The following is a 23,839-nucleotide window of genomic DNA, read 5'->3' as shown; positions in this document are numbered from 1 at the left end:
TACGTACCGAACGCGTTGGCGCTAGGTAAGCTTTGCTGACGTGTTAAGGTAATGTCGATCGACGAAGAATCCCGACGAGCTGGGACGCGAGCAAGAGAAAGCCTCACTACACGTTGCATCGGATATCGCTCGGTATCCGCTCGCGTGCTGTCGTCCTTATCGCCCCCTTGGTCGTCAGCCTGGGCCACAATTGCTCCTTGAGTTGTATTTGGCGACCGACGGTGCGATGATGCTCGCGCTCACAGACGCGTACTCGGTTTCTGGAATTCCAGGTCGCAAGCTTTTCTTCCTTGCAGACGCATGAGCACAGCAGTGAATGCGAACCCGGTCAGCGAGATTGTTGCCTGGCACGCGACATCTCAACAAGAGGTCGTGGAGCGACTCGGCACCAGCCGGGAGAAAGGTCTCGATCCGGCTGAGGCCGCGGTCCGCCTACGGAAATACGGGCCCAACCGTCTGCCGGAAGGCAGGAAGGAGGGCCCGTTTGCCCGGTTTCTAGCGCAGTTCAACAACATCCTGGTCTACGTGCTGCTCGCCGCGGGCTTCACCAAGTTGATGCTGAACCTCTGGGTTGACGCGGCAATCATCTTTGGTGTCGTCGTTCTCAACGCGCTGCTTGGGTTCATTCAGGAGGGCAGGGCCGAGAAGGCACTGGACTCCATCCGCAACATGCTGTCGGCGGAGGCGCGGACGGTGCGCGGTGGCGAGACCCGCATGATTGCTGCGGAGCAGCTTGTTCCGGGCGACGTCGTGCTCCTGGAGTCGGGTGACAAGATTCCTGCAGACCTGCGGCTCATCGAGGCGAAGAACCTGCGGACTGAAGAGGCCGCCCTCACTGGCGAATCGGTGCCGGCGGAGAAGGGCGTCGATGCGGTGCCTGCGAACGCGACGGTCGGGGATCGCGAGAGCATGGCGTTTTCCGGCACCATGGTCACGTCCGGTCGCGCGACCGGAGTGGTCGTCTCGACCGGTAGCGAGACCGAACTCGGCCGCATCAACCAGTTGCTCGCCAATGTCAGTCCACTCGAGACCCCGTTGCTGCGCCAGGTCAAGAAATTCGGCTACGCCATCACCGCCGCGATCGGGGTGATCAGCGTCCTGATATTCGCCTACGGAAAGTGGGTGAAGGGTATGGACTTTGTGGAGCTGTTCCAGGCCGTCGTTGGCATCGCCGTATCGCTCATTCCGGAGGGACTACCCGCGCTCATCACGATTACCCTGGCCATCGGCGTGCAGCGCATGGCGCAGCGCAACGCCATCATCCGGCGATTGCCTGCGGTCGAGACGCTTGGATCGGTGTCGCGGATTTGCTCGGACAAGACGGGCACGCTGACGCTCATGGAAATGATGGTGGTGTCCGCCGTCACGGCTGAGTCAGCATATCAAATTACAGGCGACGGCTATTCGCCGAAGGGGGAGATCAGAAAGGACGGAGAGCCCGCGGGCAGGGAGCCGGTACTCGCGCTCATGGGGCGGGTTTCGTTGCTCTGCAACGATGCGGAGCTGTTTCAGGAGGAAGGCCGCTGGAAGGTGGAGGGCGATCCGACGGAGGGCGCGCTCTATCCGTTCGCGGCCAAGCTCGGTATGGATCGGCAGGCAGAGCAGGCGGCAGCTCCGCGTATCGATGCCATTCCGTTCGAATCCGAGCACAAGTTCATGGCGACGCTCCACGAGGCTGCGAGCGGCGAGCAGGTGCTGCTGGTCAAGGGCGCCCCGGAAGTGATCCTCGATCACTGCGATCGCCAGCAGACCGCCAACGGCCAGCCGAGGCCGCTCGACCGCGAGCACTTCTTGAAACAATCAGACCGGCTTGCGGCTCAAGGCGAACGTGTGCTGGCGCTGGCGTGGCTCGAGAATCCGAATGTGAAGACCGGCGGTCTCATCGCAGCCGACTTGCCACGGACGCTTGTCTTGCTCGGCCTGATCGGCTTGCTGGATCCGCCGCGCAAAGAGGCCATCGAGGCTGTGAAGGAGTGCCACGGCGGTGGCATCCGGGTCACCATGATCACGGGCGATCACAAGATCACCGCCGCGGCCATCGCCAAGATGCTTGGTCTCGGCGACGGGAAGACGGCGATCACGGGCGCCGAGATCGAGGGCATGGACACCGCGACGTTGCAGGAACGCGTTCGCGCCGTTGATGTCTTCGCACGTGCAAGCCCTGAACACAAGCTGCGCCTTGTGAAGGCCATTCAGGCCAACAACCAAATCGTGGCGATGACAGGCGATGGCGTAAACGATGCGCCTTCGCTCAAGAAAGCCGACATCGGCGTTGCGATGGGTATCAAAGGCACCGAGGTAACGAAGGAGGCAGCCGGGATGATCCTGGCCGACGACAACTTCGCCTCGATCTCGGCAGCGGTGAAAGAGGGACGCACGGTCTACAACAATATCGAGAAGGCCATGCTTTTCTTGTTGCCGACCAACGTCGCGCAGGCGCTGGTGATTGCGTCGGCAATCTTTCTTGGCTTCACCATGCCGATCACCGCCCCGCAAGTGCTCTGGGTCAATATGGTGACTTCGGTTGCGCTTGGCCTGGTCATCTCCTTCGAGCCGCACGAGATCGATGTGATGCAGCGGCCTCCGCGCGCGGCGGACCGCCCGATCGTCACCGGCTTCGGGATTTGGCGGATCGTCTTTGTTGGCTTGGCGCTCCTTGCCTACACCCTGCTGGCGTTCTTCTGGATGAAGGGCCAGGGCGCTTCGGACGGATTGGCGCGGACGGTCGCCGTCAATGCCATCACGATTGGCCAGGTGTTCTATCTCTTGAACAGCCGCTATCTGCTCGACTCGTCGCTCGACCTCAAGGCGCACATGGGCAATCAGTACTTGCCGCTCGGCATCATTGCCGTGGTGATCCTGCAACTGATCTTCACCTACACACCACCGTTCCAGGCGATGTTCGGCAACGAAGCTATCCCGTTATGGGTCTGGCCCTGGCTGCTGGCAGGCGGTTTGGTGTTCTTCCTCGTCGTGGAGGCTGAGAAGCTGATCATTCGCTCGTCGGGTTCGTTGCGGGAGGTTGTCGTCGCTGCCGAAGCCGGCAACTGATCGCAGAGCCTTGGACAAGGGCGTCAGGCTTCGCGCGCAAGCTCCGTACGCGCGGCCGCCACCTCCTTCTTCTGCTCCGCGCTCAGCGTCGGGTATGCAAGGTCAAGCTGCTCGACCGTCTCCACGATCGCCGCGGCGACGACAAGCCGGGTGAACCACCTGTTGTCGGCCGGCACCACATACCACGGCGCGTGCTGCGAAGCCGTGGCCCGGATCGCGTCTTCAAATGAGCGCATATAGTCGCGCCAGAACTTGCGCTCATGGACGTCCGAAGGAGAGAACTTCCAGTTCTTCTCCGCGTTGTCGAGGCGCTTCATAAAACGCTTCTTCTGTTCCTCGCGCGACACGTTCAGGAAAAACTTGAGGATGACCACGCCCTGCCGGGTCAGGTAGTCTTCGAAACGCGCGATGTCGGCGAGCCGTTCGTCCCAGATGCGCTTGCCCATGAACTGCGGAGGCAATTTCTGTCGCTTCAGGATATCCTCGTGCACACGCACAACGAGGACCTCTTCGTAGTAGGAGCGGTTGAATATGCCGATCTTCCCACGCTCGGGCAGACGCCTGATGTAGCGCCACAGGAAGTCGTGGTCGAGCTCCTCTTGCGATGGCTGCTTGAACGAGGAGACCTGACAGCCTTGCGGATTGACCCCCGACATGACGTGTTTGATCGTGCTGTCCTTGCCAGCAGCATCCATGGCCTGGAAGACGAGCAGCAGCGACCAGCGGTCCTGGGCATACAGCATGTCCTGTTCTTCTGCGAGCCACTGAGTGCCGCGTTGAAGGAGGTCGGCTGCTTCACCCTTGTCCATCTTCAGGGTGCGCGTATCACCGGGGTCGAAATCCTTCAGTTGAAAGCCCTTGCCGTTAGTGACGCGGAACGGGTGGGTGTACTTCTGGATTTGGTCGAGAATCTCTTTTCTCGGCATAGCGAGACCTCCCATTTGTGAAGAGACAAACTCGCTCGGTCGCTTAGACGCCGCGAGATTTGAGTCAGAAACCGCGCGTAACGTCCTCACTTTATCATAGCAACAATGCCTGCCGACCCAGCGGCGTGAAGTTTACTGGATTCCTGCACGCGTTCAGCAAGAATTGGCAGCGGGCTCGGGTTTCCTGATCCGATTATTGCATTGCTCGAATTCAGCTTGATCGGAGCAAGATTGAGAACTCGTCTGCTTCCGTGCTTTACGAAGAAGTCTGTAGTAGTGGTCAACCCAGGGCAGGGTAGGACCATGGCTGAATACCTCCCGCCCCAGCCAGCCGCCGCCTCAACGCAAGATGGTTTGACAATCCGATTGTGTCAGCGATCTTCGGGGCTTATGCACTGAACGGGCCGACCGCGATCAATCTCGCATTCGGCCCGCCGCGTTGCCACTGGGAACTTGGTCGTATCCTCTCGCACGCGGTGCGCCCCGCACTTTGTCGATCAAAACAAGCCGTTCGCTTGGAAGGAAACTCACCGTGACAGAATCGAAAGCCGTCATCATCGACCGGCATCCAGGCCGCTCCACCCAAACCATCGGGATTGCGCGAGAGCTTGGCACCGATCCGGATCTGATCCACGAGCCGTCGGTTGGCGTGGTCGGCACCAAAGGCGACAGCCAGTGCTACATGGGTGTGACGGCGAAGGTCGATGCCATCCACGCCAGTCTCAAGAGCCGCATCGGCAAGGGCGCGGGCCAGTTGAAGCTGCGCCTGGTCCAGCCGGAATACACGATCGCGACGTCGGACGGTATCCGCAACGGCACCCGCGAAATGCGCTATTCGCTGATCGGGCGTGAGGTCACTCACGATGCGCTCTGCGAGCATTTGAGCGCGACCGGTCTCCGCGGTACCATCGCCGTCGTAGCCTGTGACAAGCCGCCGGTCGGCACGCTGGCGGCGCTGCTCGAGCACAATCAGCCGGCGATCATCATGTCGGATGGGCCCATCCATCCCGGTACCGACCCGAACACCGGCGAGAAGCTCGACATCGTCAGTGCCTATCAGGTCGCCGGCAACCCAGACGCCGAATACCGCCATCACATCGCCTGTCATGCCTGCCCCGGATACGGTAGCTGCGGCGGCATGTTCACCTACAACACCATGCAGACATTCATTGGCGTCGTCGGCATGCAGCCGCTGCACATGGTGGCGCCACCGTCCGACGATCCCCGCCGGCTCAAGGAATTCCCGGGCCAGCTGGTCGACTACCTCGCGCAAATGATCGCGAAGGACCTGAAGCCGCGCGACATCGTGGTTCGCGATTCCATCCGAAACGCCGTCATCGTCGCAATGGCGGTCGGCGGTTCGACCAATGTCACCCTGCATGCGCCGGAGATCGCGCGCGCCGCAGGCTTTGCGGACTTCTGGAAAGAGGTGATGACGCCGGCCGAGTTCAATCATCTGTCGCAGTATGTCGTTCCGGTCCTCACCGACGCCCGCCCGTATGGCAAGTATTCGATGGTCGACATCGACCAGGTTGGCGGCGTGCAGGTGATCGTGCGCGAACTGCTGGAGGCCGGGCTTCTCAACGGCGACGTGATGACCTGCACGGGCGAAACGCTGGCGCAGCAGGTCAAGCGCCTCGGCACTAAGGCCGTCGATGGCACGGTGATCTATCCCGTCGCCAAGCCTTATAAGCCGACCGGAGGCCTGCGGGTTCTCGGCGGCAATTTGTCGTCGGAATTCTCGGCGATCCTGAAGCTTGCCGGCGTCGAAGGCGGACTGGAAAACAATCTGTTCCGCGGCAAGGCGCGCGTGTTCGAAGGCGAGCAGGGCCTGCTTGACGCGCTCGACAAGACGCCCGGGCGATTCCAGAACAACGACATGATCATCGTGCGCTACGAGGGGCCGAGCGGCGCTCCGGGCATGCCGGAGATGCTTGACCCGACCTCGCGCATCACCACGCTGTGCCGCGAGCGGGGAATCGTGGTGGCGCTGATGACCGACGCGCGGTTCTCCGGCGGATCGGTCGGCCTTGTCATCGGCCATGTCGGCCCTGAAGCGGCCCTTGGCGGACCAATCGCTCTCGTTCAGGACGGTGACGAGATCGTCGCGGACTTGAACAAGAACGAGCTCAACTGCACGGAGCTGTCGGATCCTGCCGTTCTCAGGCAGCGCAAAGCCGCATGGGACAAGGTGGTGGCGGATAACGGCGGCATCCACCCGAATTGCGGTGACGCGGATACGCGCCTGTTGCACCGCGCGCGGCTCACCGCCGTTCCTGCCACTCGCGGCGGCGGCCTGCATCCGAATCGCGAGGTCTGGGTGCGCCAGCCGCGCGAAGCAAAGCCGTCGGGTTTTGTGCCGACGAACAAGCACCGGCCGGAGACGAAAAAGGCATTCTAGGAACGGCGGCTGGCGCCGATGATCGAAATGCCAGCACCGACCGCAGGCAAAGTGCCCGGAGGTCGGAAGTGGTAAAGTAGAATGCGGGCACGTCCATGACCGGCGCGCATTCGATTTGGCAATTCCCAATCGGCTGCTGAGCAAGCACGACCTCGGCGACGAGCTGAACAAGATTCGCTGGGAACTGGGGGAGGGCTGTCGGTCGGAAAATGCGGCGTCACGCCTGAGCGCTGACTATTGTCCCGGGTACCTTTATGGCCACGCTGGAAGGCATGGATGACCGTGCCGAGGCAATCATGGAGATATTTGAAACAGCGCCAAACCACAAACAAGGGATCGAGACTATCGCCTATACGAAATTCGCATAAGGTATATTATGGAATATTTTTATATACAATCAGATCAAAGATTTAGGCGAACTTCCTGATGGAAATGCCGATTTTCTGCGTCAGCGCCAAGCCTCCCGTCACGCGATCTGGAGCGAGCGTTTCGGCCCGTCCGCATGTGAGCATCCAGCCGTCCGCCGCCCTGTGTGAAAGCCCATATTGCCGCCGGCTCCAGACGCTGCAATAAGCGCCGGCGAGATCGCTTGCCGACCCGCGGCACGGACAACAAGAAGCCTCATAAAGGGAGCAAACCAGATGAGCTTTTCACGACGCGCGCTACTGAAGGCATCAGCTGCCTCGGCCGTCCTGGGCGGCCTTGGCGCGCCATTGGTGGCCCGCGCGCAAGCCGCCGAGTTCACCTACAAATACGCCAACAATCTCCCGGACAGCCATCCCATGAACGTCCGCGCCCGCGAGATGGCGGCGGCGATCAAGACCGAGACCAATGGCCGCTTCGACCTGCAGGTTTTCCCCAACAACCAGCTCGGTTCCGATACCGACGTGCTGAGCCAGATCCGTTCCGGCGGCGTCGAGTTTTTCACGCTGTCCGGCCTGATCCTGTCGACGCTGGTGCCGGCGGCATCCATCAACGGCATCGGCTTCGCGTTCCCAGACTATGACACGGTCTGGAAGGCCATGGACGGCGGGCTGGGCGCCTATGTCCGCGGCGAGATCAAGAAGGCCGGCCTCGAGGTGATGGAAAAGATCTGGGACAACGGGTTCCGCCAGACCACGTCCTCGACCAAGCCGATCAACGGGCCGGAGGATTACAAGGGCTTCAAGATCCGCGTGCCCGTCTCGCCATTGTGGACTTCGATGTTCAAGGCGTTCGACGCCGCCCCCGCCTCGATCAATTTCAGCGAGGTCTATTCGGCGCTGCAGACCAAGATCGTCGAGGGCCAGGAGAACCCGCTGGCGATCATCTCGACCGCCAAGCTCTACGAGGTGCAAAAGTACTGCTCGCTGACCAACCACATGTGGGACGGCTTCTGGTTCCTGGCCAACCGCCGCGCCTGGGAGAAGCTGCCGGAGGATGTCCGCACCATCGTCGCCAAGAACGTCAATGCGGCCGCCGTCAACGAGCGCGCCGACGTCGCCAAGCTGAACGCCAGCCTGCAGCAGGAATTGGCCGGCAAGGGTCTCGTCTTCAACCAGCCGGGCATTACGCCGTTCCGCGACAAGCTGCGCACCGCGGGCTTCTATGCTGAATGGAAGGGCAAGTATGGCGACCAGGCCTGGGAGCTCCTGGAGAAATCCGTCGGCAAGCTGTCGTAACCGCACAGCGTGCCAACACAATAATCTCTAGTGCAGGGGGCCGTCATGGCTCATGCCGAACTGAGCGAGATCATGGCCGGCGAGGCGGATCACTCCCCTCGCCGCCGTTCGTTCACGGAATCGGTCGAACACGCGCTCGGATGGCTGGTCGAGATCCCGGCGGCGCTATTGGTCGTGGCCGAGATCGTGATCCTGTTCGCCGGCGTGGTCGCGCGCTATGCGCTGCACAGCCCGCTGATCTGGTCGGACGAACTGGCCTCGATCCTGTTCCTGTGGCTGGCGATGCTGGGCGCTGCGGTCGCGTTCCGCCGCGCCGAGCACATGCGAATGACCGCAATTGTCGCCAATGCACCTCCGGCGCTGCGGTCCTATCTCGATCTCGTCGCGACCGCCGCGGCGCTGGCGTTCCTGCTCTTGATCGCCTGGCCGTCCTACGAATACGCCTACGAGGAAAGCTACATCACGACGCCGGCGCTGCAGATCCTCAATAGCTGGCGGGCGGCGGCGCTGCCGACCGGGATCGGCCTGATGGCGCTGTTCGCACTGCTGCGGCTTGCCCGCGCCGCCAATGTGCGGACGGTGCTGGCCGCAATCGCATCCGTGGCGGCGGTGATCGCCGTGTTCTGGCTGCTCAAGGGCGCCTTGCGGCCGCTCGGCAATCTCAATCTCATCATCTTCTTTGTCGGCGTCACCGGTTTTTCGGTCTTTGCCGGCGTGCCGATCGCATTCGCCTTCGGGCTTGCGACCTACGGCTATCTGGCGCTGACCACTGGCACGCCGCTGATGGTGCTGGTCGGCCGCATGGACGAGGGCATGAGCCATCTGATCCTGTTGTCGGTGCCGCTGTTCGTCTTCCTGGGGCTTCTGATCGAGATGACCGGCATGGCGCGGGCGATGGTCGCCTTCCTGGCGAGCCTGCTCGGCCACGTCCGCGGCGGCCTGCATTACGTGCTGGTCGGCGCGATGTACCTGGTCTCGGGTATTTCCGGCTCCAAGGCGGCCGACATGGCTGCCGTCGCGCCAGTGCTGTTTCCGGAGATGAAGGCGCGCGGCGCCCGGCCCGGCGATCTCGTCGCCCTGCTCTCCGCCACCGGCGCCCAGACTGAAACCATCCCGCCGAGCCTCGTGCTGATCACCATCGGCTCGGTCACCGGCGTCTCGATCGCCGCGCTGTTCACCGGCGGCCTGTTGCCGGGCGTGGTGCTGGCGATCACGCTGTCCGCGCTGGTCTGGTGGCGCTACCGCAAGGAGGACTTGCGTCACGTGAAGAGGGCGAGCGGCGCCGAGATTGGGCGGACGCTCATCATCGCCCTGCCCGCGCTGGCGCTGCCTTTCGTGATCCGTTACGCGGTGATCGAGGGCATCGCCACCGCGACGGAAGTCTCCACGATCGGCATCGTCTACGCCTTTATCGTCGGCTTCTTCATCTATGGCCTCTTGATCTACCGCAATTTCGACTGGCGGCGACTCGTGCCAATGCTGGTCGAGACGGCGTGCCTGTCGGGGGCGATCCTCCTGATCATTGGCACGGCGACCGGGATGGCCTGGGGGCTCACCCAGTCCGGCTTCTCCCGGGCGCTCGCTGCCGCCATGACCGGCCTGCCTGGCGGCTCGGCGAGCTTCATCGCGGTGTCGATCCTGGCCTTCGTGATCCTCGGCAGCGTGCTCGAGGGGATACCGGCGATCGTGCTGTTCGGGCCATTGTTGTTCCCGATCGCGCGCGCCGTCGGCGTCCACGAGGTGCACTATGCCATGATCATCATCCTGGCGATGGGCATCGGATTGTTCGCACCGCCCTTCGGCGTCGGCTATTATGCCGCCTGCGCCATCGGGCGCGTCGATCCGGCGCAAGGCATCAGACCGATCTGGGGCTATCTTCTGGCGCTGATGGTTGGCCTGATCATCGTCGCGGTCTTCCCGTGGATTTCCATCGGGTTCTTGTGAGACTTTAATCTTTAATGGGATCGAGCCATGAGCGCAGCCCAGAACCAGTACAATATCGGATTGGACAAGACGCCGGCCAACTACGTGCCGCTGACGCCATTGAGCTTCCTGGCACGTTCGGCCGCCATCTATCCCGACCATGTCAGTACCGTCTATGAAGGCCGCAGCTTCACCTGGGCCGAGACCTATGACCGCTGCCGGCGCTTCGCGTCCTATCTCGCCAGCCGCGGCATCGGGGTCGGCGATACCGTTGCGGCGATGCTGCCGAACATCCCCGCGATGAACGAACTGCACTTCGCGGTGCCGATGACCGGCGCGGTGCTGAATACGTTGAACATCCGGCTCGACGCGCCGTCGATCGCATTCCAGCTCGATCATGGCGGCGCGAGGATCATCCTGGTCGATCCCGAATTTTCGGGCGTCATCGCCGACGCGCTGGCGCAGATGAAAGGGCCAAAACCCTTCGTGATCGACGTCGATGATGCATCGTTCGATGGCGGCCAGCGTATCGGCGAGATCGAATACGAAGCGGCGCTCGCGCTGGGCGATCCCAATTTTGTCGAGCGTCGGCCTGACGACGAATGGGAAGCGATCGCGCTGAGCTACACGTCGGGGACCACGGGCAACCCCAAAGGCGTCGTGACCCATCATCGCGGCGCCTATCTCAACGCCGTCAGCAACATCCTCGCTGGCAATCTCGGCCAGCATCCGGTCTATCTCTGGACGCTGCCGATGTTCCACTGCAACGGCTGGTGCTTCCCCTGGACCATAGCGGCTGCGGCCGGCGTCAACGTCTGCCTGCGCAAGGTCGAGCCCACCAGGATCTTCGAGCTGATCGCAAAGCACGGCGTCACCCACATGTGCGGCGCGCCGATCGTCTACAACGTGCTGATCAATGCGCCGGACGCGCCGAAGGATGAGCGCGCAAGGCCCGTGATCGGATTGATCGCAGGCGCGGCCCCGCCGGTCGCCGTGCTCGAAGGCGCCGAGCGGATCGGCATCAAACTCACCCATGTCTATGGCCTGACCGAGGTCTATGGCCCCGCCTCCGTCTGCGCCGAGCAGCCAGGCTGGGACGAATTGCCGGCCCCGCAGCGCGCGCAGATGAAGCGGCGGCAGGGCGTACCCTACCCGCTTGAAGAGGCCGTCACCGTGCTCGATCCCAGCACGATGCAGCCCGTGCCGCGCGACGCCGAGACCATCGGCGAAGTCATGTTCCGCGGCAACATCGTGATGAAGGGCTATCTGAAGAACGAGAAGGCGACGCGTGAAGCCTTCGCCGGCGGCTGGTTCCACACCGGCGATCTCGGCGTGCTCGACCAGCATGGCTACGTCATCATCAAGGATCGCTCCAAGGACATCATCATCTCCGGCGGCGAGAACGTGTCCTCGGTCGAGGTCGAGGACATCCTCTACAAGCATCCCGCCGTGCTGTTTGCGGCCGTGGTCGCAAAGCCCGATCCGAAATGGGGCGAAGTGCCCTGCGCCTTTGTCGAGTTGAAGGAAGGTGCGACTGCCACCGAAGCCGAGATCATCGCCTTCTGCCGCGATCAGATGTCCGGCTTCAAGACGCCGAAGGCGGTCGTGTTCGGCCCGATTCCGAAGACCTCGACCGGCAAGATCCAGAAATTCATGCTGCGCGACCAGGTCGGATCGGCGAAGGCGATTTCGGCGTAGTACCGTCGTCGTCCCGGCGAAGTCGTAGGGTGGGCAAAGCGAAGCGTGCCCACCATCCGCACTCCGCAAGAAGTGGTGGGCACGCTTCGCTTTGCCCACCCTACGGCAGCTTGTCCAACACCAGCCGCATCCCATCGTACCCCGGCACCACGCCGGCGGGCAGCTTTTGCCGCAACGCCTCATAGTCGAGGTCGGCGTGCATGTTGGTGATGACGGCACGCTTCGGCTTGAAGCGGTCGATCCATGACAGCGCATCGGCCACGCTGAAATGGCTGGAATGCGTCACATAGCGCAATCCGTCGACGATCCAGAGGTCGAGATTCTCCAGCGCCGGCCAGCTTTCCTTGGGAATGTCGTGCAGATCGGGCGTGTAGGCGGCATTGCCGACGCGAAAGCCGAGTGCGGGAATCCTGCCGTGCTGGACCAGGAAGGCGGAAAGCTTGACCGGACCGCCCTTCCCTTCGGTGGTGTGGCTCTCGCCCGCCTCGATGCCGTGACGCGTCAGGATCGGCGGATAGTCGCTGCCCTCAGGCGAGATGAAGCAATAGGAGAACCGCGCCATGATGTCTTTGGCGGTCGACTGATTGAAGTAGACCGGAATGCGCCGGCGCTGGTGCATCACCACCGAGCGGAGGTCGTCGATGCCATGGGTCTGGTCGGCGTGCTCATGAGTGAGAAAGACCGCGTCGATGTGATCGACATTGGCGTCGATCAGTTGCTCGCGCAGGTCGGGCGAAGTGTCGACCACGATCCGCGTCGTGCCATGCGCGCCGTTGCGCTCGACCAGCAGCGAGCAGCGGCGGCGGCGGTTCTTCGGATTGTTCGGATCGCAGGCGCCCCAGCCGAGCGCCGGGCGCGGCACGCCGGCGGAGGAGCCGCAGCCCAAAATCGTCAACGTGATCGTCATGCCGCCTCTTTCGGAGCCGGCACTTTCGAGAACAGCCGGAAGAAGTTTTCGGTGGTCTGTCGCGAGATGTCTTCCAGCGAAACGCCGCGCGTTTCGGCGAGGACCTTGGCGACCTCGACCACGTAGGAAGGCTCGTTGCGTTTGCCGCGGAATTTGCCGGGCGCGAGATACGGCGAGTCGGTCTCGACCATGATGCGATCATCAGGCAGTTCGGCCGCGAGCGCTCGCAAGGCCTCTGATTTCTTGAAGGTCAGGATTCCCGTGAAGGAGATCGACAGGCCGAGCGAGATCGCTTTCATCGCGAGCTCACGCCCGCCGGTGTAGCAATGCAGCACCGCCTTGAACGGTCCCTTCGCCACCTCGTCTTCCAGGATGCGGCCGCAATCCTCGTCCGCCTCGCGGGTATGGATCACGAGCGGCAGGCCGGTCGAGCGCGCAGCCGCAATATGTGCGCGAAAGCCGCGCTCCTGCGCCTCGCGCGAACCGTGCTGGTAGAAGTAGTCGAGCCCGGCTTCGCCGAGCGCCACGACCTTCGGATGCCTGGTCAGCTTGATCAGTTCGGCCGGCGGAATGCCGTCTTCCTGGTCGGCCTCATGCGGATGCGTACCGACCGAGCAGTAGACGTTCGGAAAGCGTTCGGCGATCGCAAGCAGCGCATCGAGCCGCCGAACCCGGGTCGAGATCGTGACCATGCGCCCCACGCCCGCGCTCTCGGCCCGCGCGACGATGGCGTCGAGATCCTCGGCAAAATCCGGAAAATCCAGGTGGCAATGGCTGTCGACCAGCATGTTCTTCCAACCGCTCAATCGGCCTTTGGTTCGACGTAGCGCGGGAACACGCCGACCGGCGGCGGCAATTGGACGCCCGGTCTAAGCCGCTCGCCGAAGGCAGCGAATTGGCGAGACCTCTGATCATCCCCAGCGACGCCCAGACTGTCGAGCAGCTTGGCCGAGGCTTCCGGCATCACCGGCTGCGTCAGGATCGCGATCTGGCGCACGACTTCCGCGGTCACATACAACACCGTCTTCTGCCGGGCAGGATCGGTCTTGGCCAGCGCCCACGGCGCTTCGCCCGCAAAATAGCGGTTGGCTTCGGCCACCACGGCCCACACCGCGTTCAGCCATTGATGGATCTGCTGGGTCGCCATCGCGTTTCGCGACGCCTCCAGCATGTTATCTGCCTGCGCCAGGATCGCCTTGTCGTTATCGGAGAACTCGCCGGGCTCCGGCAGCACGCCGCCGAGCTGCTTGGCGATCATCGACAGCGAACGCTGCGCCAAATTGCCGAGATCGTTGGCGAGGTCGGCATTGATGCGCGCGACGATGGCCTCGTGGCTGTAGTTGCCGTCCTGTCCGAACGGTACCTCGCGCAGGAAGAAGTAGCGAAGCTGGTCGACGCCGTATTGGTCGGCGAAGTCGAAGGGATCGACGACATTGCCGACCGACTTCGACATCTTCTCTCCCCTGCTGAACAGGAAGCCGTGGGCATAGACGCGCTTCTGGACGGGGACGCCGGCCGACATCAGGAAAGCGGGCCAATACACCGCGTGGAAGCGGATGATGTCCTTGCCGATGATGTGCACGTCCGCCGGCCAGTAGCGCCAGTTCGGATCGGCCTCGTCGGGAAAGCCGACACCGGTGATGTAGTTGGTGAGCGCGTCGACCCAGACGTACATCACGTGCTCGGGATCGTTGGGCACCTTGACACCCCAGTCGAAGGTGGTGCGCGAGATCGAAAGATCCCTCAGCCCGCTCCTGACGAAGCTCATGACTTCATTGCGGCGCGAGTCAGGCCCGATGAAATCGGGCTGGCTTTCGTAGAGATGAAGCAGCCTGTCCTGGTACGCCGACAGCTTGAAGAAGTAGCTCTTCTCCTCGACCCACTCGACCGGCGTGCCCTGTGGGCCGCGGCGGACATTGTCCTCGCCGACGACGGTCTCGTCCTCGGCGTAATAGGCCTCGTCGCGCACCGAATACCAGCCGGCATAGGTGTCGATATAGATATCGCCATTTTGCTGCATGCGATTCCAGATCGACTGCACCGAGCGGTGATGTGCCGGTTCGGAGGTGCGGATGAAGCGGTCGAACGAGACGTTCAGCCGCTCGTCCATCTCCTTGAAGCGGGCGGCGTTGCGGGTGGCGAGCTCGGCCGGGGTCAGTCCCTCGCTTTGCGCGGTCTGGATCATCTTCTGGCCGTGCTCGTCGGTGCCGGTCAGGAAGAACACGTCCTTTCCGTCGAGCCGCTGGAAGCGCGCCAGCGCATCCGTCGCGATCGCCTCGTAGGCATGGCCGATATGCGGCTGACCGTTCGGATAGGCGATCGCAGTCGTGATGTAGAACAGGTTGCCCCGAGCGGTCGGTGCAGGCGCGAGGTTAGCGGCGGGAGTGGCTTGCGCCGGCTTCGGCTTTGGCGCCTTCTTCACCGCGGGCTTCACTACCGGCGCGGGCGTAGGCGTGCTGACCTGTTCCGGAGCAGAAATCGGCTTTTCCGGCGCAGCCTTCGTCGTAGTTTTCTTTACCGACTTTTTCGCCGGCTTGTTGGTCTTGGCAGCTGCTTTCTTGGTAGCTGCTTTCTTGGCAGTTGCCTTCTTGCCGGCTGCTTTCTTGACAGCGGTCTTCTTCTTGGCAGCCTTCTTCACGGCCTTCTTGGCCGCCTTTTTCGCCTTCTTCGCTGGGGCCTTCTTCTTCGCACGCGTCTTCACCGCGGCCTCGGCGGCGCGACGTGCCGCCTTCTTCGTCTTTTTCTTCTTCGAAGCTTTCCGGGCCACAACGAATTCCTCAAGGTGCAGTTCAAGCGAAAATGATCGGGATTGGTGAAACGGCGGATTACCGCACGGCTTCCGCAAGCATCGAAAACACCGAGAACACCAGCGGCTTGCGTTCCAGATTGTATGCTTCGGTATCGCGCGCGGCGAGGACGATCTTTTCCCATACCTCCGCCAGCCGTGCAAGGCGCGGCAGGTTAGCGTTGGCATCGCCCGTGTGCAGCTTGTCGCTGATCCAGCGCTCGATGCCCTCGATAAAGGCCGCAAGCGCGACGCGATCGCTGAGGCCGAGCGCATCACCGAGCGCATGCAGTTCGCGCGGATCGACCTGCGGCAATGTCGCAAGCAGGGCTGCGGTCTTCTGCTGCAGCTTCAGCGCGTCGCCGCCAAGCAGATTCAGCGCCCGCGCCACGCTGCCCTCCGCCGCCGCGGCGGCCTCGATCAGCGCCGGATCGTCAGGCGCCATTTCGGTGGCCGCGGAAGCGGCGCGGACCACGTCGTCGGGATCAAGCGGCCTGAGCAGCAATTTGCGGCAGCGGGACAGGATCGTCGGCAGCACCCGCGACGGCGCGTGGGTGACCAGCAGGAACAGCGATTGCTGCGGCGGCTCCTCGAGAATCTTCAACAGCGCGTTGGCGGCATTCGGATTGAGCTCGTCGACGGTGTCCACAATGCACACGCGCCAGCCCTCGACCGCCGCCGTCGAGCCGAAGAACGAGATGGTTTCGCGCGTCTCGTCGACCGTGATCACCGTCCGCAGCACGCCGCGGTCGTTGAGCCCGCGCTCCAGCACCAACAGCCCGCCATGGGCGCCTGCCGCGACCTGCCTTGCCACCGGTTCGTGCGGATCGACCGCCAGCGTCTCCGCCTGCTGCACGGAAGGCGCAAGCGGATCGCGGTGCGCCAGCACGAAGCGCGCCATGCGATAGGCCAGCGTCGCCTTGCCGATGCCCGCCGCGCCGCCGATCAGCCAGGCGTGCGGAATGCGGCCCGAGCGATAGGCCGCGAGCAGCGCTGTCTCCGCCTCGCGATGCCCGAAGAAATCGGGCGTCTCGCGCGGATGCCGAACCGCGAGTTCCTGCTCGACCTTGCGCGCGCTCATGCGTGGCTCGCCGCCGGAAATGCCGTGAGGAGATGTTCGCGCAGCACATTCCAGATACGCTCGGCGACCGCATCGGCGTCGGCATCGGCATCGATCAGCACGCAGCGCTGAGGATCTTCGACCGCAAGCTGCTTGTAGGCCTCGCGCAAATCCTGATGGAACTGGACGTCCTCGGACTCAAAGCGATCGGGGGCCGCATTGCCGCGGCGCGCCGCTGCCCGCTTCAGGCCGACTTCCACGGGCACGTCGAGGATGAAGGTGAGGTCCGGCTTGAGGTCGCCGATGGTGACGCGCTGCATGGCGCTGACGAGGCCGGGCGGCACCTGCCCTAGCCGGCCCTGATAGACCCGCGTCGAATCGAAGAAGCGGTCGCAGAGCACCCAGATGCCCTGGTTCAGCGCCGGCAGGATCACGGTGCGGACATGGTCGTCGCGCGCGGCCGCGAACAGCAGCGTCTCGGCGTCGGGCCCGAGCAGCTTGCCCATGCCCGACAATAGCAGATGCCGGATAATCTCGGCGCCCGGCGAGCCGCCTGGCTCGCGGGTGACGATGGTGCGCAGCTTGGCCCCGTTCAGCCGTTCGGCGAGCCGCTTGATCTGGGTGGATTTTCCGGACCCCTCGCCGCCTTCGAACGTGATGAAGCGCCCGCGCAAGGATGATCGCTTGACCTTAGCCTTTGCCATGTCAGAGCTTCTCGACGCCCGCGCGGAACATGCCGATGACCAGCTCCTGGGCGCCGTCGAGTGCCCGGCGCACGGTCGATCCCGTGCCGATCGCGTCCGCCGCGTAGACCGGCGTTTCCACAGCAAGATTGCCGCTCCGCCAGACCCTGACGACGCCGATCTGTTGCCCGGCCTGGATCGGCGCCCGCACCGGGCCGTTATAGACCACGCGCGCAAGCAGCTTCTCATTGCCGTTCTTCGACACCATCACCTTGATCGGTTCGGGGCTCGTCAGCTTCACCGAACGGCTTTCCCCGCCGAACACCCGGGCGTAGCCGATGGTCTGGTTGGCGGCGATCAGCGTGCGGGTCTCGAAGCTGCGGAAGCCCCATTCCAGCATCTTCTTGGCCTCGCTCGCACGGTCATCGGCGTCCTCCAGCCCGTTGACCACCACGATCAGCCGCGTGTCGTTCTGCACGGCCGAGCCGACCATGCCGTAGCCGCCCTCCTTGGTGTAGCCGGTCTTGAGGCCATCGGCGCCGCTCAACGAGTTCAGCAGCGGATTGCGGTTGAGCTGGCGGATCTTGTTCCAGGTGAATTCCTTCTCGCCGAACAGTTTGTACATGTCGGGATAGGTCAGGATGATATGACGCGCGAGCTTCGCCAGCTCGCGCACGGTCATTTTGTTGCCGGGGTCGGGCAGGCCATTGGAATTGGCGAAGGTCGATTTGGTCAGCCCCAGCTCCCGGGCGCGCTTGGTCATGACGTTGGCCGCGAACTCGCCCTCGCTGCCGGCGATGCCTTCGGCAAGCGCGATGCAGGAATCGTTGCCACTCTGGATGATCGCCCCGTGCAGGAGGTCGTCGACCGACACCTTGCTATGGATCGCGGCGAACATCGTCGAGCTGCCGGAGGGCGCCCCGCCCCGTCGCCAGGCGTACTCGCTGATCCGGTATTCGTCGGTCAGCTTGATGTCGCCCTTCTTGAGGGCATTGAAGACGACTTCCGCCGTCATCAGCTTCATCATGCTCGAGGGGGCGCGGAGCTCGTCGGCGTTCTTCTCGAACAGCACGCTGCCCGAGGACGCCTCGATCAGGATCGCGGTCGGCGCGTCGCCGTCAAAGCCGCCCTCCTCCTTCTTGGCGCCCTGCACGCTGTTGTTGGCGGCATAGACCGCGGTGCCAAAGCCGATCGCAAGCGCGACCGCAGCCGCCGTCAGCGCGCGCCAAGGTGAACACCAGGGCCGGCGCGCCGGGAAAGCGGATCGAGAAGCAGCGATCATCGGCGATGTCCTGAAACGGGGGCCTTCTACCAGTTGGAAGTACCGCAAACAACTGAGGTTTTGGCCGCAAGGCCGAAGCCGGCGCGCCTCTTCCGCAGTGAAAATGATCCTATCGCGCAAGCCGCGCCGGTTCCTTGCAGCAAATCCGGCAAAGACGGCGGAAACGCGTACGCCTGAAGGGCTCGAAGCTGCAGCCGGCGCTGATCAGCTTTCTTAAGATAAGCGCATGAAGCCGTTGATTTTAGTAGAGCCCGCGGCCGCTCAGCACTTCCGCCGGACCGCGCGGATCGATCGGGACATAGGCCGAGCTGGCATCGGTTTCATAGCGGCCATTGGCGTCATACGACACCTGCCGCAGATTCCCGGTGCCCCGCCCGCGCCCACGACTGGAGGCGGACATCTCCGAGGTCGCATTGGTCGAGGCGTAATCGGCCGACGTATTGCCCAGCGAATAGGGCCGTCCCTCCGGCAGCGGAACTTCGCCGCGGATGTGGCCGGCCGAGGACGACATGTCAGGCACGAACGGCCTGGCCGAGGCGATCCGGACCGCGGACGGCGATGGCGCTGGCGCGCCCGTCCGCAGTGTCGCCATCAACTGGCGGTCGTCGGAGCCCTCCAGCGGCGCCCGCCCGACATATTCGACGCGGACGCGAGCGATGCCATTGCCTTTGAACTCAAGCAGTTCGGCGGCTTTGTTCGAGACGTCGATGAGGCGGTTGCCATGATAGGGACCGCGGTCGTTGACGCGCACGATCAGCGACTTGCCGTTCCGCAAATTCGTCACGCGCGCATAGCAGGGCATGGGTAGCGTCGGATGCGCGGCGGTCAGCGAGGCCATGTCGAACACTTCGCCATTGGCGGTCAGCCGGCCGTGGAAATCATTGCCATACCAGGAGGCGAGCCCCTCGGCGTGGTAGTTGGCGTCTTCCTCGGGCACATACATGCGCCCGGCCACCGTGTAGGGCTTGCCGATCCGGTAGGTGCCGCCACCCTTCGGTACTGGTTCGCCGAAGGCGACCACGCGCGGGCTTGCGGAAACGCCGTATTTCGGATCGACGCGGCTCGCGAACTTGTTCGAGGAGGCGCAGTTGGCGAGCACAAGGCAGGTCGCGACCGCAGCCGCACTCCGCGCCATCGCCCGAATCGGATATTGTCGCTTCCCCATCGACCCCAACTACCACGCTACCGGACGCGTGCCCACTTGCGAGGCCCTTCGCGTCACTGATCCCCAAGATGCGGCCCACCTTCCGCATCAAAACGTGAGGATATCGCAACCGGAACGCGGCGGAAATGGGGAGAGCCGTACCATGGTAAATTCTCAGTTGCGCCCTCCCCGGCATTCTACGGGCGAAAGCTGTCCCGCTTTCACACATCTGTTGCAGCAAATCATCACTTCACGGCAGATCGCAGCGTTGCCCGCAGGATTCTTTTGACTGTGCAAGGCCGCAGTCGTTCTCTCCCTCGTGCGCAGGGGGCGCAAAGGAAGTTCTGAAATGATCGAGACGGTTACGGCGGTGATGGGCCTGGTGAGCGCGGGGATCTTTCTGGCCCATGCCTATGAGGGTTTTCGCACCCGGGCGTAAAGCCCAACGCGAAATGGAAAGACGCATCACCTCTTTCCCGAAAGGTAAGTTCGTAAAGCTTTAATAGATTCGGAAGAGCATCGGAGTGTAGCAGGTGCATCATGCGCAAACACGACTTGGTCTCCGACGGATTCCTGACCCTCACAGCAGCAAGCTTCGTGCTGCTGTGCTCAAGCCTGCTGGCCTTCGCGCTGAGCTAGGCTAAGGCCACGCCTCCCCGGGGCATTCCGGGCTGATCGTGCTGCGCTCTCGTTTCGAGGAGCGCGGCCTTGGGATTGCAGTTTTCGCACAGTTTTTTTGATCTCGCCTTCTCTGCGCGGCGCTAATGGCAGTCGCCAGACCGTCCTTGATCTTTGGCTCCCGGCCAGAGACGAGCTGCCAAGCCCCTTAGCGGGGCGCCGACAGTGCGCCAATTCCAAACGCTCGTTCGAACTCAGCTAGGCCGCCAGCCACATGCTGGCCGCCAGGGTTCACCCGAAAGTCGTCCAAGAGCGGCTTGGACACTCGTCGATCGCGATCACCATGGACATCTACAGCCACCTGATGCCGAATATGCAAAGCGAGGCCGCATCAGCGGTTGACGGGGCGTTGCGAGCCGCCATAAACAATCGCGACGACAAAGGGTAGTAAATCGGTAGTACGTCCACGGTACGTTCTGCGCGCAATGCGAGAAAGTCTATAGATTTCAACGCTTGGAAGGGTGGCCGAGTGGTTTAAGGCACCGGTCTTGAAATGTTGTTTCGATAGTATTGTCTAGTGATCGCGGGTACCCAAACGTCCCATTTTATCGGCGTTTCTGAGCGTCAAACTCCCTCCCCGCCCCTCCTAATACCGGCCTGTATTTGTGCGTTGGGTGGCAGTTCTGGTGGCAACGAGCAAATCCCCGCTCCTCCGTGCGGCCGTACTCACGTGAAGTGCGCACTCGCCGGTGCCGGCGAAGCGAACAGCCGAGGTGCTCACCGCCGCGGCGATCGCCGCCCTACTCATCCAGGAGAGCCGGCGGGCCTACCATGCCACCGGGCGCCCCTGTGCTTGCCCGGCCGACTCCATGCGCAATGGACGGGCCTGTGGCGGCCGCAGCGCCTATAGCCGCCCCGGCGGCCGCGCACCGCTTTGCTATCCAGGCGACGTCACCGAAGCTATGATCAAGAATTACAGGGCACGGCTGGCGGAGCGATAGCGACCGGCGCACCGGTCGCTGTGAAGTCTGGTGATAAGGCAAGAAATTTAGATCAGAGCGCCGAAGCTACTCCGATTGTCTAATGCCGAAGCCATTGCGCGCAGCCGAGTCGCCATGGTTGTATCCCGCCACTTCTAAAACCAAACCACTGGGGGGATTTTCAATGAAACGAGTTCTTTTGGCCGTTGCGCTCTCGATCGCGGCGACAGGCGCCCAGGCGCAGCTCTACGGCACTGGCTCTAATTCGCGCAGCCACGGTGTCTCCGGGCACTACACCAGCAGCGGAACGTACGTGCAGCCTTACGTGGCTACCAATCCCAACAGCACACAGATGGACAACTACAGCACCCGCGGCAACGTGAACCCCTACACCGGCCAGGTCGGGACGCGGAATCCGCGGTACTGACGGCGCCGATCTACCTCGGCGATGAGCGTCTCTTCGACATGGGTCTGAACGCGGACGATCATATAAGCTCGGTTGGAGCCGCGCCGCCAAGCGCGTCCGTCCTAACGGCCCCGACGTTCCAAAGCAGAACGTCGGGAAGCCAACCGCTGCTGACGTCGCCGAATGGTCGAAATGTTCCAGCTAGCGTCCAACCATCAACATGAAGTCGCTTTCGCCGACGATTCTTATCGCTACGCCAGCGGCGATCATGCTCTCGCATTTCCGATGCTTTGAGCTTTTCTCCTGCCCCTTCGTCAGCCGGAGATCCTGATCACCAACTACCAGGATCGTTGTCTTTTTCGTCACCGTATCGGCGACGGTGCACCCCGCCTCTGCGGCGGCTAGAGCCGCCTCGGAACGCGCGATCTGTAAGGCGCCGGTGAACACGATCGTTTCGCCGCAGAGGGGTCCATCTGGATTTCCTTCGCGGGCCACCTTCTGCCGGCGCCACGCAACAGGATTTATCCGCTGCGGCACCGCGATCTCGCTTGTCGACTGGTAACCGATTTCATCGACCCAATGCTGGAGGGTCTTTCCGTGGTCTTGGATGGCCCGAAGAAGCACCAAGCCGGCGGCGCGGGCGTCCTCCGCGGCGTCGTGGTGCCGGAATTGGATATTGAACGCCCGAGCAAGGTTGGCCAGACCATAGCCGCCGTCGTCGCCGAAATGATCCCAGCTCCGGCGCGCCACCTGGAGAGTGTCGACCCACACACAAGGAAGCCCCTTGGCTCCGTATTTCTGCGCCGCCCGCGCGAGCGCCGTCCGGTCAAAAGCGCTGTGGTGGGCGATTGCCGTGTCCTCGATCACGGAGCTGATGATCGGCAGCACCTTTTCCATCGTCGGCTTACCGGCGACATCCTCCGGTCTGATCCCATGGATCGAGATATTCATGGGATCGAAATAGTCCTGCGGATCCACCAAGACCGTCAGCGACTTGAAGACCTCATTCTGCCGGAAGTGCACCAACCCTATTGAGCAGATACTGGCCGAATCCGCGTTCGCCGTCTCAACGTCCAAAGCAATGAAATCTGAAACCCCCATAGCGCGCCAACCCCTTTTTGCCCTCGATCACGATCGAGTAAATCGGCTCACGTCGCAAGGGATTCCGGGCGGTATTCGATACTGAGGATATAAGACGAACGTCCCCTTGCGTGCGCCCCAGGTTGCAGGAATATGCCCGCCGGGCACTGGGGGAAAGCGAATGTCAGTGGAGTGGTGGGTCGTCTTTGCGACGCTGGTCGGGCCAGTGTTGGCGGTCCAGACGCAGAAGTTCATCGAGCGCGCGGGAGACCATAGAGCAAGACGGCAGCGGATATTCGTCGCGCTGATGGCCAACCGCGCCACTCGGCTTGCGGATGATTTTGTTAAAGCGCTAAACCTAATTGATCTCGAATACCTGCCTAGCGGCTGGTCCAGGCGGAAGGATAAAGCCGTAATCGATGCGTGGCACGCGCTGTTGGATGATCTAAATCATGGCCCCGGGGCCGATGCGGACAAGCCGACGACGATCGCTTGGAATGCTCGTTGCGACGATCGAATCGTAGAGCTTCTCGCCGCAATGTCATCAGCACTCGGCTATTCCTTCACTCGTGAGCAGTTGCGCCGCGGCATCTATCATCCTCAGGGTGTCTATGAACGTGAGCAAGCTCAACTGGCGATCCTCGACGGATTGCGGAAAGTCCTCACCGGCCAAGGTGCATTACCGATGGCTGTAACGCAATTCCCAGCAAATCCCGATTTTGCGGCCGCGCAGCTCGAGCTTAATCACTCTTCGAGCGGCTCGGCTACCATCTCCCGGTCGGGGGAAGTACGATTGCGGGGCGGAAATGGCGATTGGGCGTGCTGCGTCATGACGTACAAGCCGGAAGCAAGGCCAAACATGGATCGCAGGAAATTTATAAAGAGAGCCTCGGGACTGATTATTGCGGGTCCCTGCGTTATTCGTCCATCAGCGGCGGCCGCGCCGCCACCGTCTGACATCACGATCCCGATGTCACTCAGCGACGCGAGGTTCGCCGGCAATGTTCCAGGACCCGGCGGTCCATTCTCGTCTGGTACGCAAGCCAACAAAGATTGGATCGACAGTCCCAATTACAGGAATGGCGATGCGTGCTTTGCGATCCAATCGAGCGGCTCTCTTGTAAGCAACTTTGTCCAGTGCCGAATCGATTGGCGTGAAGGTCCCCGCCAGAACGGCGGCGGTATCACGAATATGGACCAGTGCTTCTTTAAGAACCCTACACCGGCATCCCGT

General features: G+C 62.6%; 16 protein-coding genes and 1 pseudogene. 8 read left to right on the top strand and 9 right to left on the bottom strand.

From position 1 onward, the window contains the following. Window positions 1–312 precede the first annotated feature (312 nt). A complete protein-coding gene (locus CWO89_RS19055; protein WP_207234518.1) occupies window positions 313–3,051 on the top strand; it encodes a cation-translocating P-type ATPase in 2,739 nt (912 codons plus the stop codon). A gap of 23 nt (window positions 3,052–3,074) precedes the next feature. On the opposite strand, the gene CWO89_RS19050 is transcribed toward CWO89_RS19055, so the two are convergent. After that, the gene (locus CWO89_RS19050; RefSeq protein WP_245476381.1) at window positions 3,075–4,067 is read right to left on the bottom strand and encodes a polyphosphate kinase 2 family protein; all 993 of its coding nucleotides are present in this window, start codon (window positions 4,065–4,067) and stop codon (window positions 3,075–3,077) included. A 442-nt stretch (window positions 4,068–4,509) separates the two neighbouring features. Here CWO89_RS19050 and CWO89_RS19045 point away from each other — a divergent pair, with 442 nt between their 5' ends. The 4 genes from CWO89_RS19045 (at window position 4,510) to CWO89_RS19030 (ending at window position 11,660) form a co-directional block, all read left to right on the top strand. Further along, complete coding sequence (locus tag CWO89_RS19045) at window positions 4,510–6,378, top strand: dihydroxy-acid dehydratase domain-containing protein (protein ID WP_130580286.1); 1,869 nt, start codon at window positions 4,510–4,512, stop codon at window positions 6,376–6,378. Between the two features lie 641 nt (window positions 6,379–7,019). Further along, window positions 7,020–8,039 (top strand): TRAP transporter substrate-binding protein, encoded by a 1,020-nt coding sequence (locus CWO89_RS19040; protein WP_130580285.1) that lies wholly within the window; start codon window positions 7,020–7,022, stop codon window positions 8,037–8,039. Between the two features lie 45 nt (window positions 8,040–8,084). Next, window positions 8,085–9,983, top strand: coding sequence for a TRAP transporter large permease (locus tag CWO89_RS19035; RefSeq protein WP_130580284.1), 1,899 nt, complete (start codon window positions 8,085–8,087; stop codon window positions 9,981–9,983). Window positions 9,984–10,010: 27 nt separating this feature from the next. Then, on the top strand, window positions 10,011–11,660 hold the full coding sequence (locus CWO89_RS19030) for an acyl-CoA synthetase (RefSeq protein WP_130580283.1): 1,650 nt from the start codon (window positions 10,011–10,013) through the stop codon (window positions 11,658–11,660). Between the two features lie 100 nt (window positions 11,661–11,760). Here the strand turns inward: CWO89_RS19030 and CWO89_RS19025 are convergent, their stop codons facing one another. The 7 genes from CWO89_RS19025 to CWO89_RS18995 form a co-directional block, all read right to left on the bottom strand. Beyond that, window positions 11,761–12,567, bottom strand: coding sequence for an MBL fold metallo-hydrolase (locus tag CWO89_RS19025; protein WP_130580282.1), 807 nt, complete (start codon window positions 12,565–12,567; stop codon window positions 11,761–11,763). Beyond that, window positions 12,564–13,355: a TatD family hydrolase gene (locus tag CWO89_RS19020; protein ID WP_130580290.1), complete on the bottom strand. Its 792-nt coding sequence runs from the start codon at window positions 13,353–13,355 to the stop codon at window positions 12,564–12,566. The genes CWO89_RS19025 and CWO89_RS19020 overlap by 4 nt, the downstream gene beginning before the upstream one ends. 14 nt (window positions 13,356–13,369) lie before the next feature. Beyond that, window positions 13,370–15,334, bottom strand: a complete 1,965-nt coding sequence (gene metG / locus CWO89_RS19015; RefSeq protein WP_245476380.1) for a methionine--tRNA ligase — start codon at window positions 15,332–15,334, stop codon at window positions 13,370–13,372. Between the two features lie 58 nt (window positions 15,335–15,392). Beyond that, a complete protein-coding gene (locus CWO89_RS19010; protein WP_130580281.1) occupies window positions 15,393–16,433 on the bottom strand; it encodes a DNA polymerase III subunit delta' in 1,041 nt (346 codons plus the stop codon). Continuing rightward, a complete protein-coding gene (gene tmk / locus CWO89_RS19005) occupies window positions 16,430–17,116 on the bottom strand; it encodes a dTMP kinase (RefSeq protein ID WP_130580280.1) in 687 nt (228 codons plus the stop codon). The genes CWO89_RS19010 and tmk overlap by 4 nt, the downstream gene beginning before the upstream one ends. A gap of 1 nt (window position 17,117) precedes the next feature. After that, window positions 17,118–18,377, bottom strand: coding sequence for a D-alanyl-D-alanine carboxypeptidase family protein (locus CWO89_RS19000; protein WP_130580279.1), 1,260 nt, complete (start codon window positions 18,375–18,377; stop codon window positions 17,118–17,120). Window positions 18,378–18,618: 241 nt separating this feature from the next. Next, a complete protein-coding gene (locus tag CWO89_RS18995) occupies window positions 18,619–19,512 on the bottom strand; it encodes a septal ring lytic transglycosylase RlpA family protein (protein ID WP_245476379.1) in 894 nt (297 codons plus the stop codon). A gap of 892 nt (window positions 19,513–20,404) precedes the next feature. On the opposite strand from CWO89_RS18995, the pseudogene CWO89_RS18990 reads away from it, so the two are divergent. Beyond that, window positions 20,405–20,587 (top strand): annotated as a pseudogene (locus CWO89_RS18990) (site-specific integrase); the annotation flags it as partial. A 716-nt stretch (window positions 20,588–21,303) separates the two neighbouring features. After that, window positions 21,304–21,546 (top strand): hypothetical protein, encoded by a 243-nt coding sequence (locus CWO89_RS18980; RefSeq protein ID WP_130580276.1) that lies wholly within the window; start codon window positions 21,304–21,306, stop codon window positions 21,544–21,546. 180 nt (window positions 21,547–21,726) lie between these two features. Here CWO89_RS18980 and CWO89_RS18975 read toward each other — a convergent pair whose 3' ends face one another. Then, window positions 21,727–22,626 carry an exonuclease domain-containing protein gene (locus CWO89_RS18975; RefSeq protein WP_130580275.1) on the bottom strand — a complete coding sequence of 300 codons (900 nt, stop codon included), beginning with the start codon at window positions 22,624–22,626 and terminating at the stop codon, window positions 21,727–21,729. Between the two features lie 160 nt (window positions 22,627–22,786). Between CWO89_RS18975 and CWO89_RS18970 the strand changes: the two genes are divergently transcribed. After that, the coding region (locus CWO89_RS18970) for a DUF6680 family protein (protein WP_130580274.1) at window positions 22,787–23,839 on the top strand (1,053 nt) is incomplete at its 3' end.

It is taken from the genome of Bradyrhizobium sp. Leo170 (assembly GCF_004296405.1).
Taxonomy (GTDB): Bacteria; Pseudomonadota; Alphaproteobacteria; order Rhizobiales; family Xanthobacteraceae; genus Bradyrhizobium.
Note: the sequence above shows the minus strand (reverse complement) of the source record. Positions and strands in the feature narration are given on the sequence as shown.

Excerpts from the sequence above, each read along its gene's own strand:
- CWO89_RS18980 (WP_130580276.1), top strand. The coding sequence starts at position 21,304 with ATGAAACGAGTTCTTTTGGCCGTTGCGCTCTCGATCGCGGCGACAGGC.
- CWO89_RS19025 (WP_130580282.1), bottom strand. The coding sequence starts at position 12,567 with ATGACGATCACGTTGACGATTTTGGGCTGCGGCTCCTCCGCCGGCGTG.
- CWO89_RS19020 (WP_130580290.1), bottom strand. The coding sequence starts at position 13,355 with ATGCTGGTCGACAGCCATTGCCACCTGGATTTTCCGGATTTTGCCGAG.
- CWO89_RS18975 (WP_130580275.1), bottom strand. The coding sequence starts at position 22,626 with ATGGGGGTTTCAGATTTCATTGCTTTGGACGTTGAGACGGCGAACGCG.
- CWO89_RS19040 (WP_130580285.1), top strand. The coding sequence starts at position 7,020 with ATGAGCTTTTCACGACGCGCGCTACTGAAGGCATCAGCTGCCTCGGCC.
- tmk (WP_130580280.1), bottom strand. The coding sequence starts at position 17,116 with ATGGCAAAGGCTAAGGTCAAGCGATCATCCTTGCGCGGGCGCTTCATC.
- CWO89_RS19010 (WP_130580281.1), bottom strand. The coding sequence starts at position 16,433 with ATGAGCGCGCGCAAGGTCGAGCAGGAACTCGCGGTTCGGCATCCGCGC.
- CWO89_RS19000 (WP_130580279.1), bottom strand. The coding sequence starts at position 18,377 with ATGATCGCTGCTTCTCGATCCGCTTTCCCGGCGCGCCGGCCCTGGTGT.
- CWO89_RS19030 (WP_130580283.1), top strand. The coding sequence starts at position 10,011 with ATGAGCGCAGCCCAGAACCAGTACAATATCGGATTGGACAAGACGCCG.
- CWO89_RS19035 (WP_130580284.1), top strand. The coding sequence starts at position 8,085 with ATGGCTCATGCCGAACTGAGCGAGATCATGGCCGGCGAGGCGGATCAC.
- CWO89_RS18995 (WP_245476379.1), bottom strand. The coding sequence starts at position 19,512 with ATGGCGCGGAGTGCGGCTGCGGTCGCGACCTGCCTTGTGCTCGCCAAC.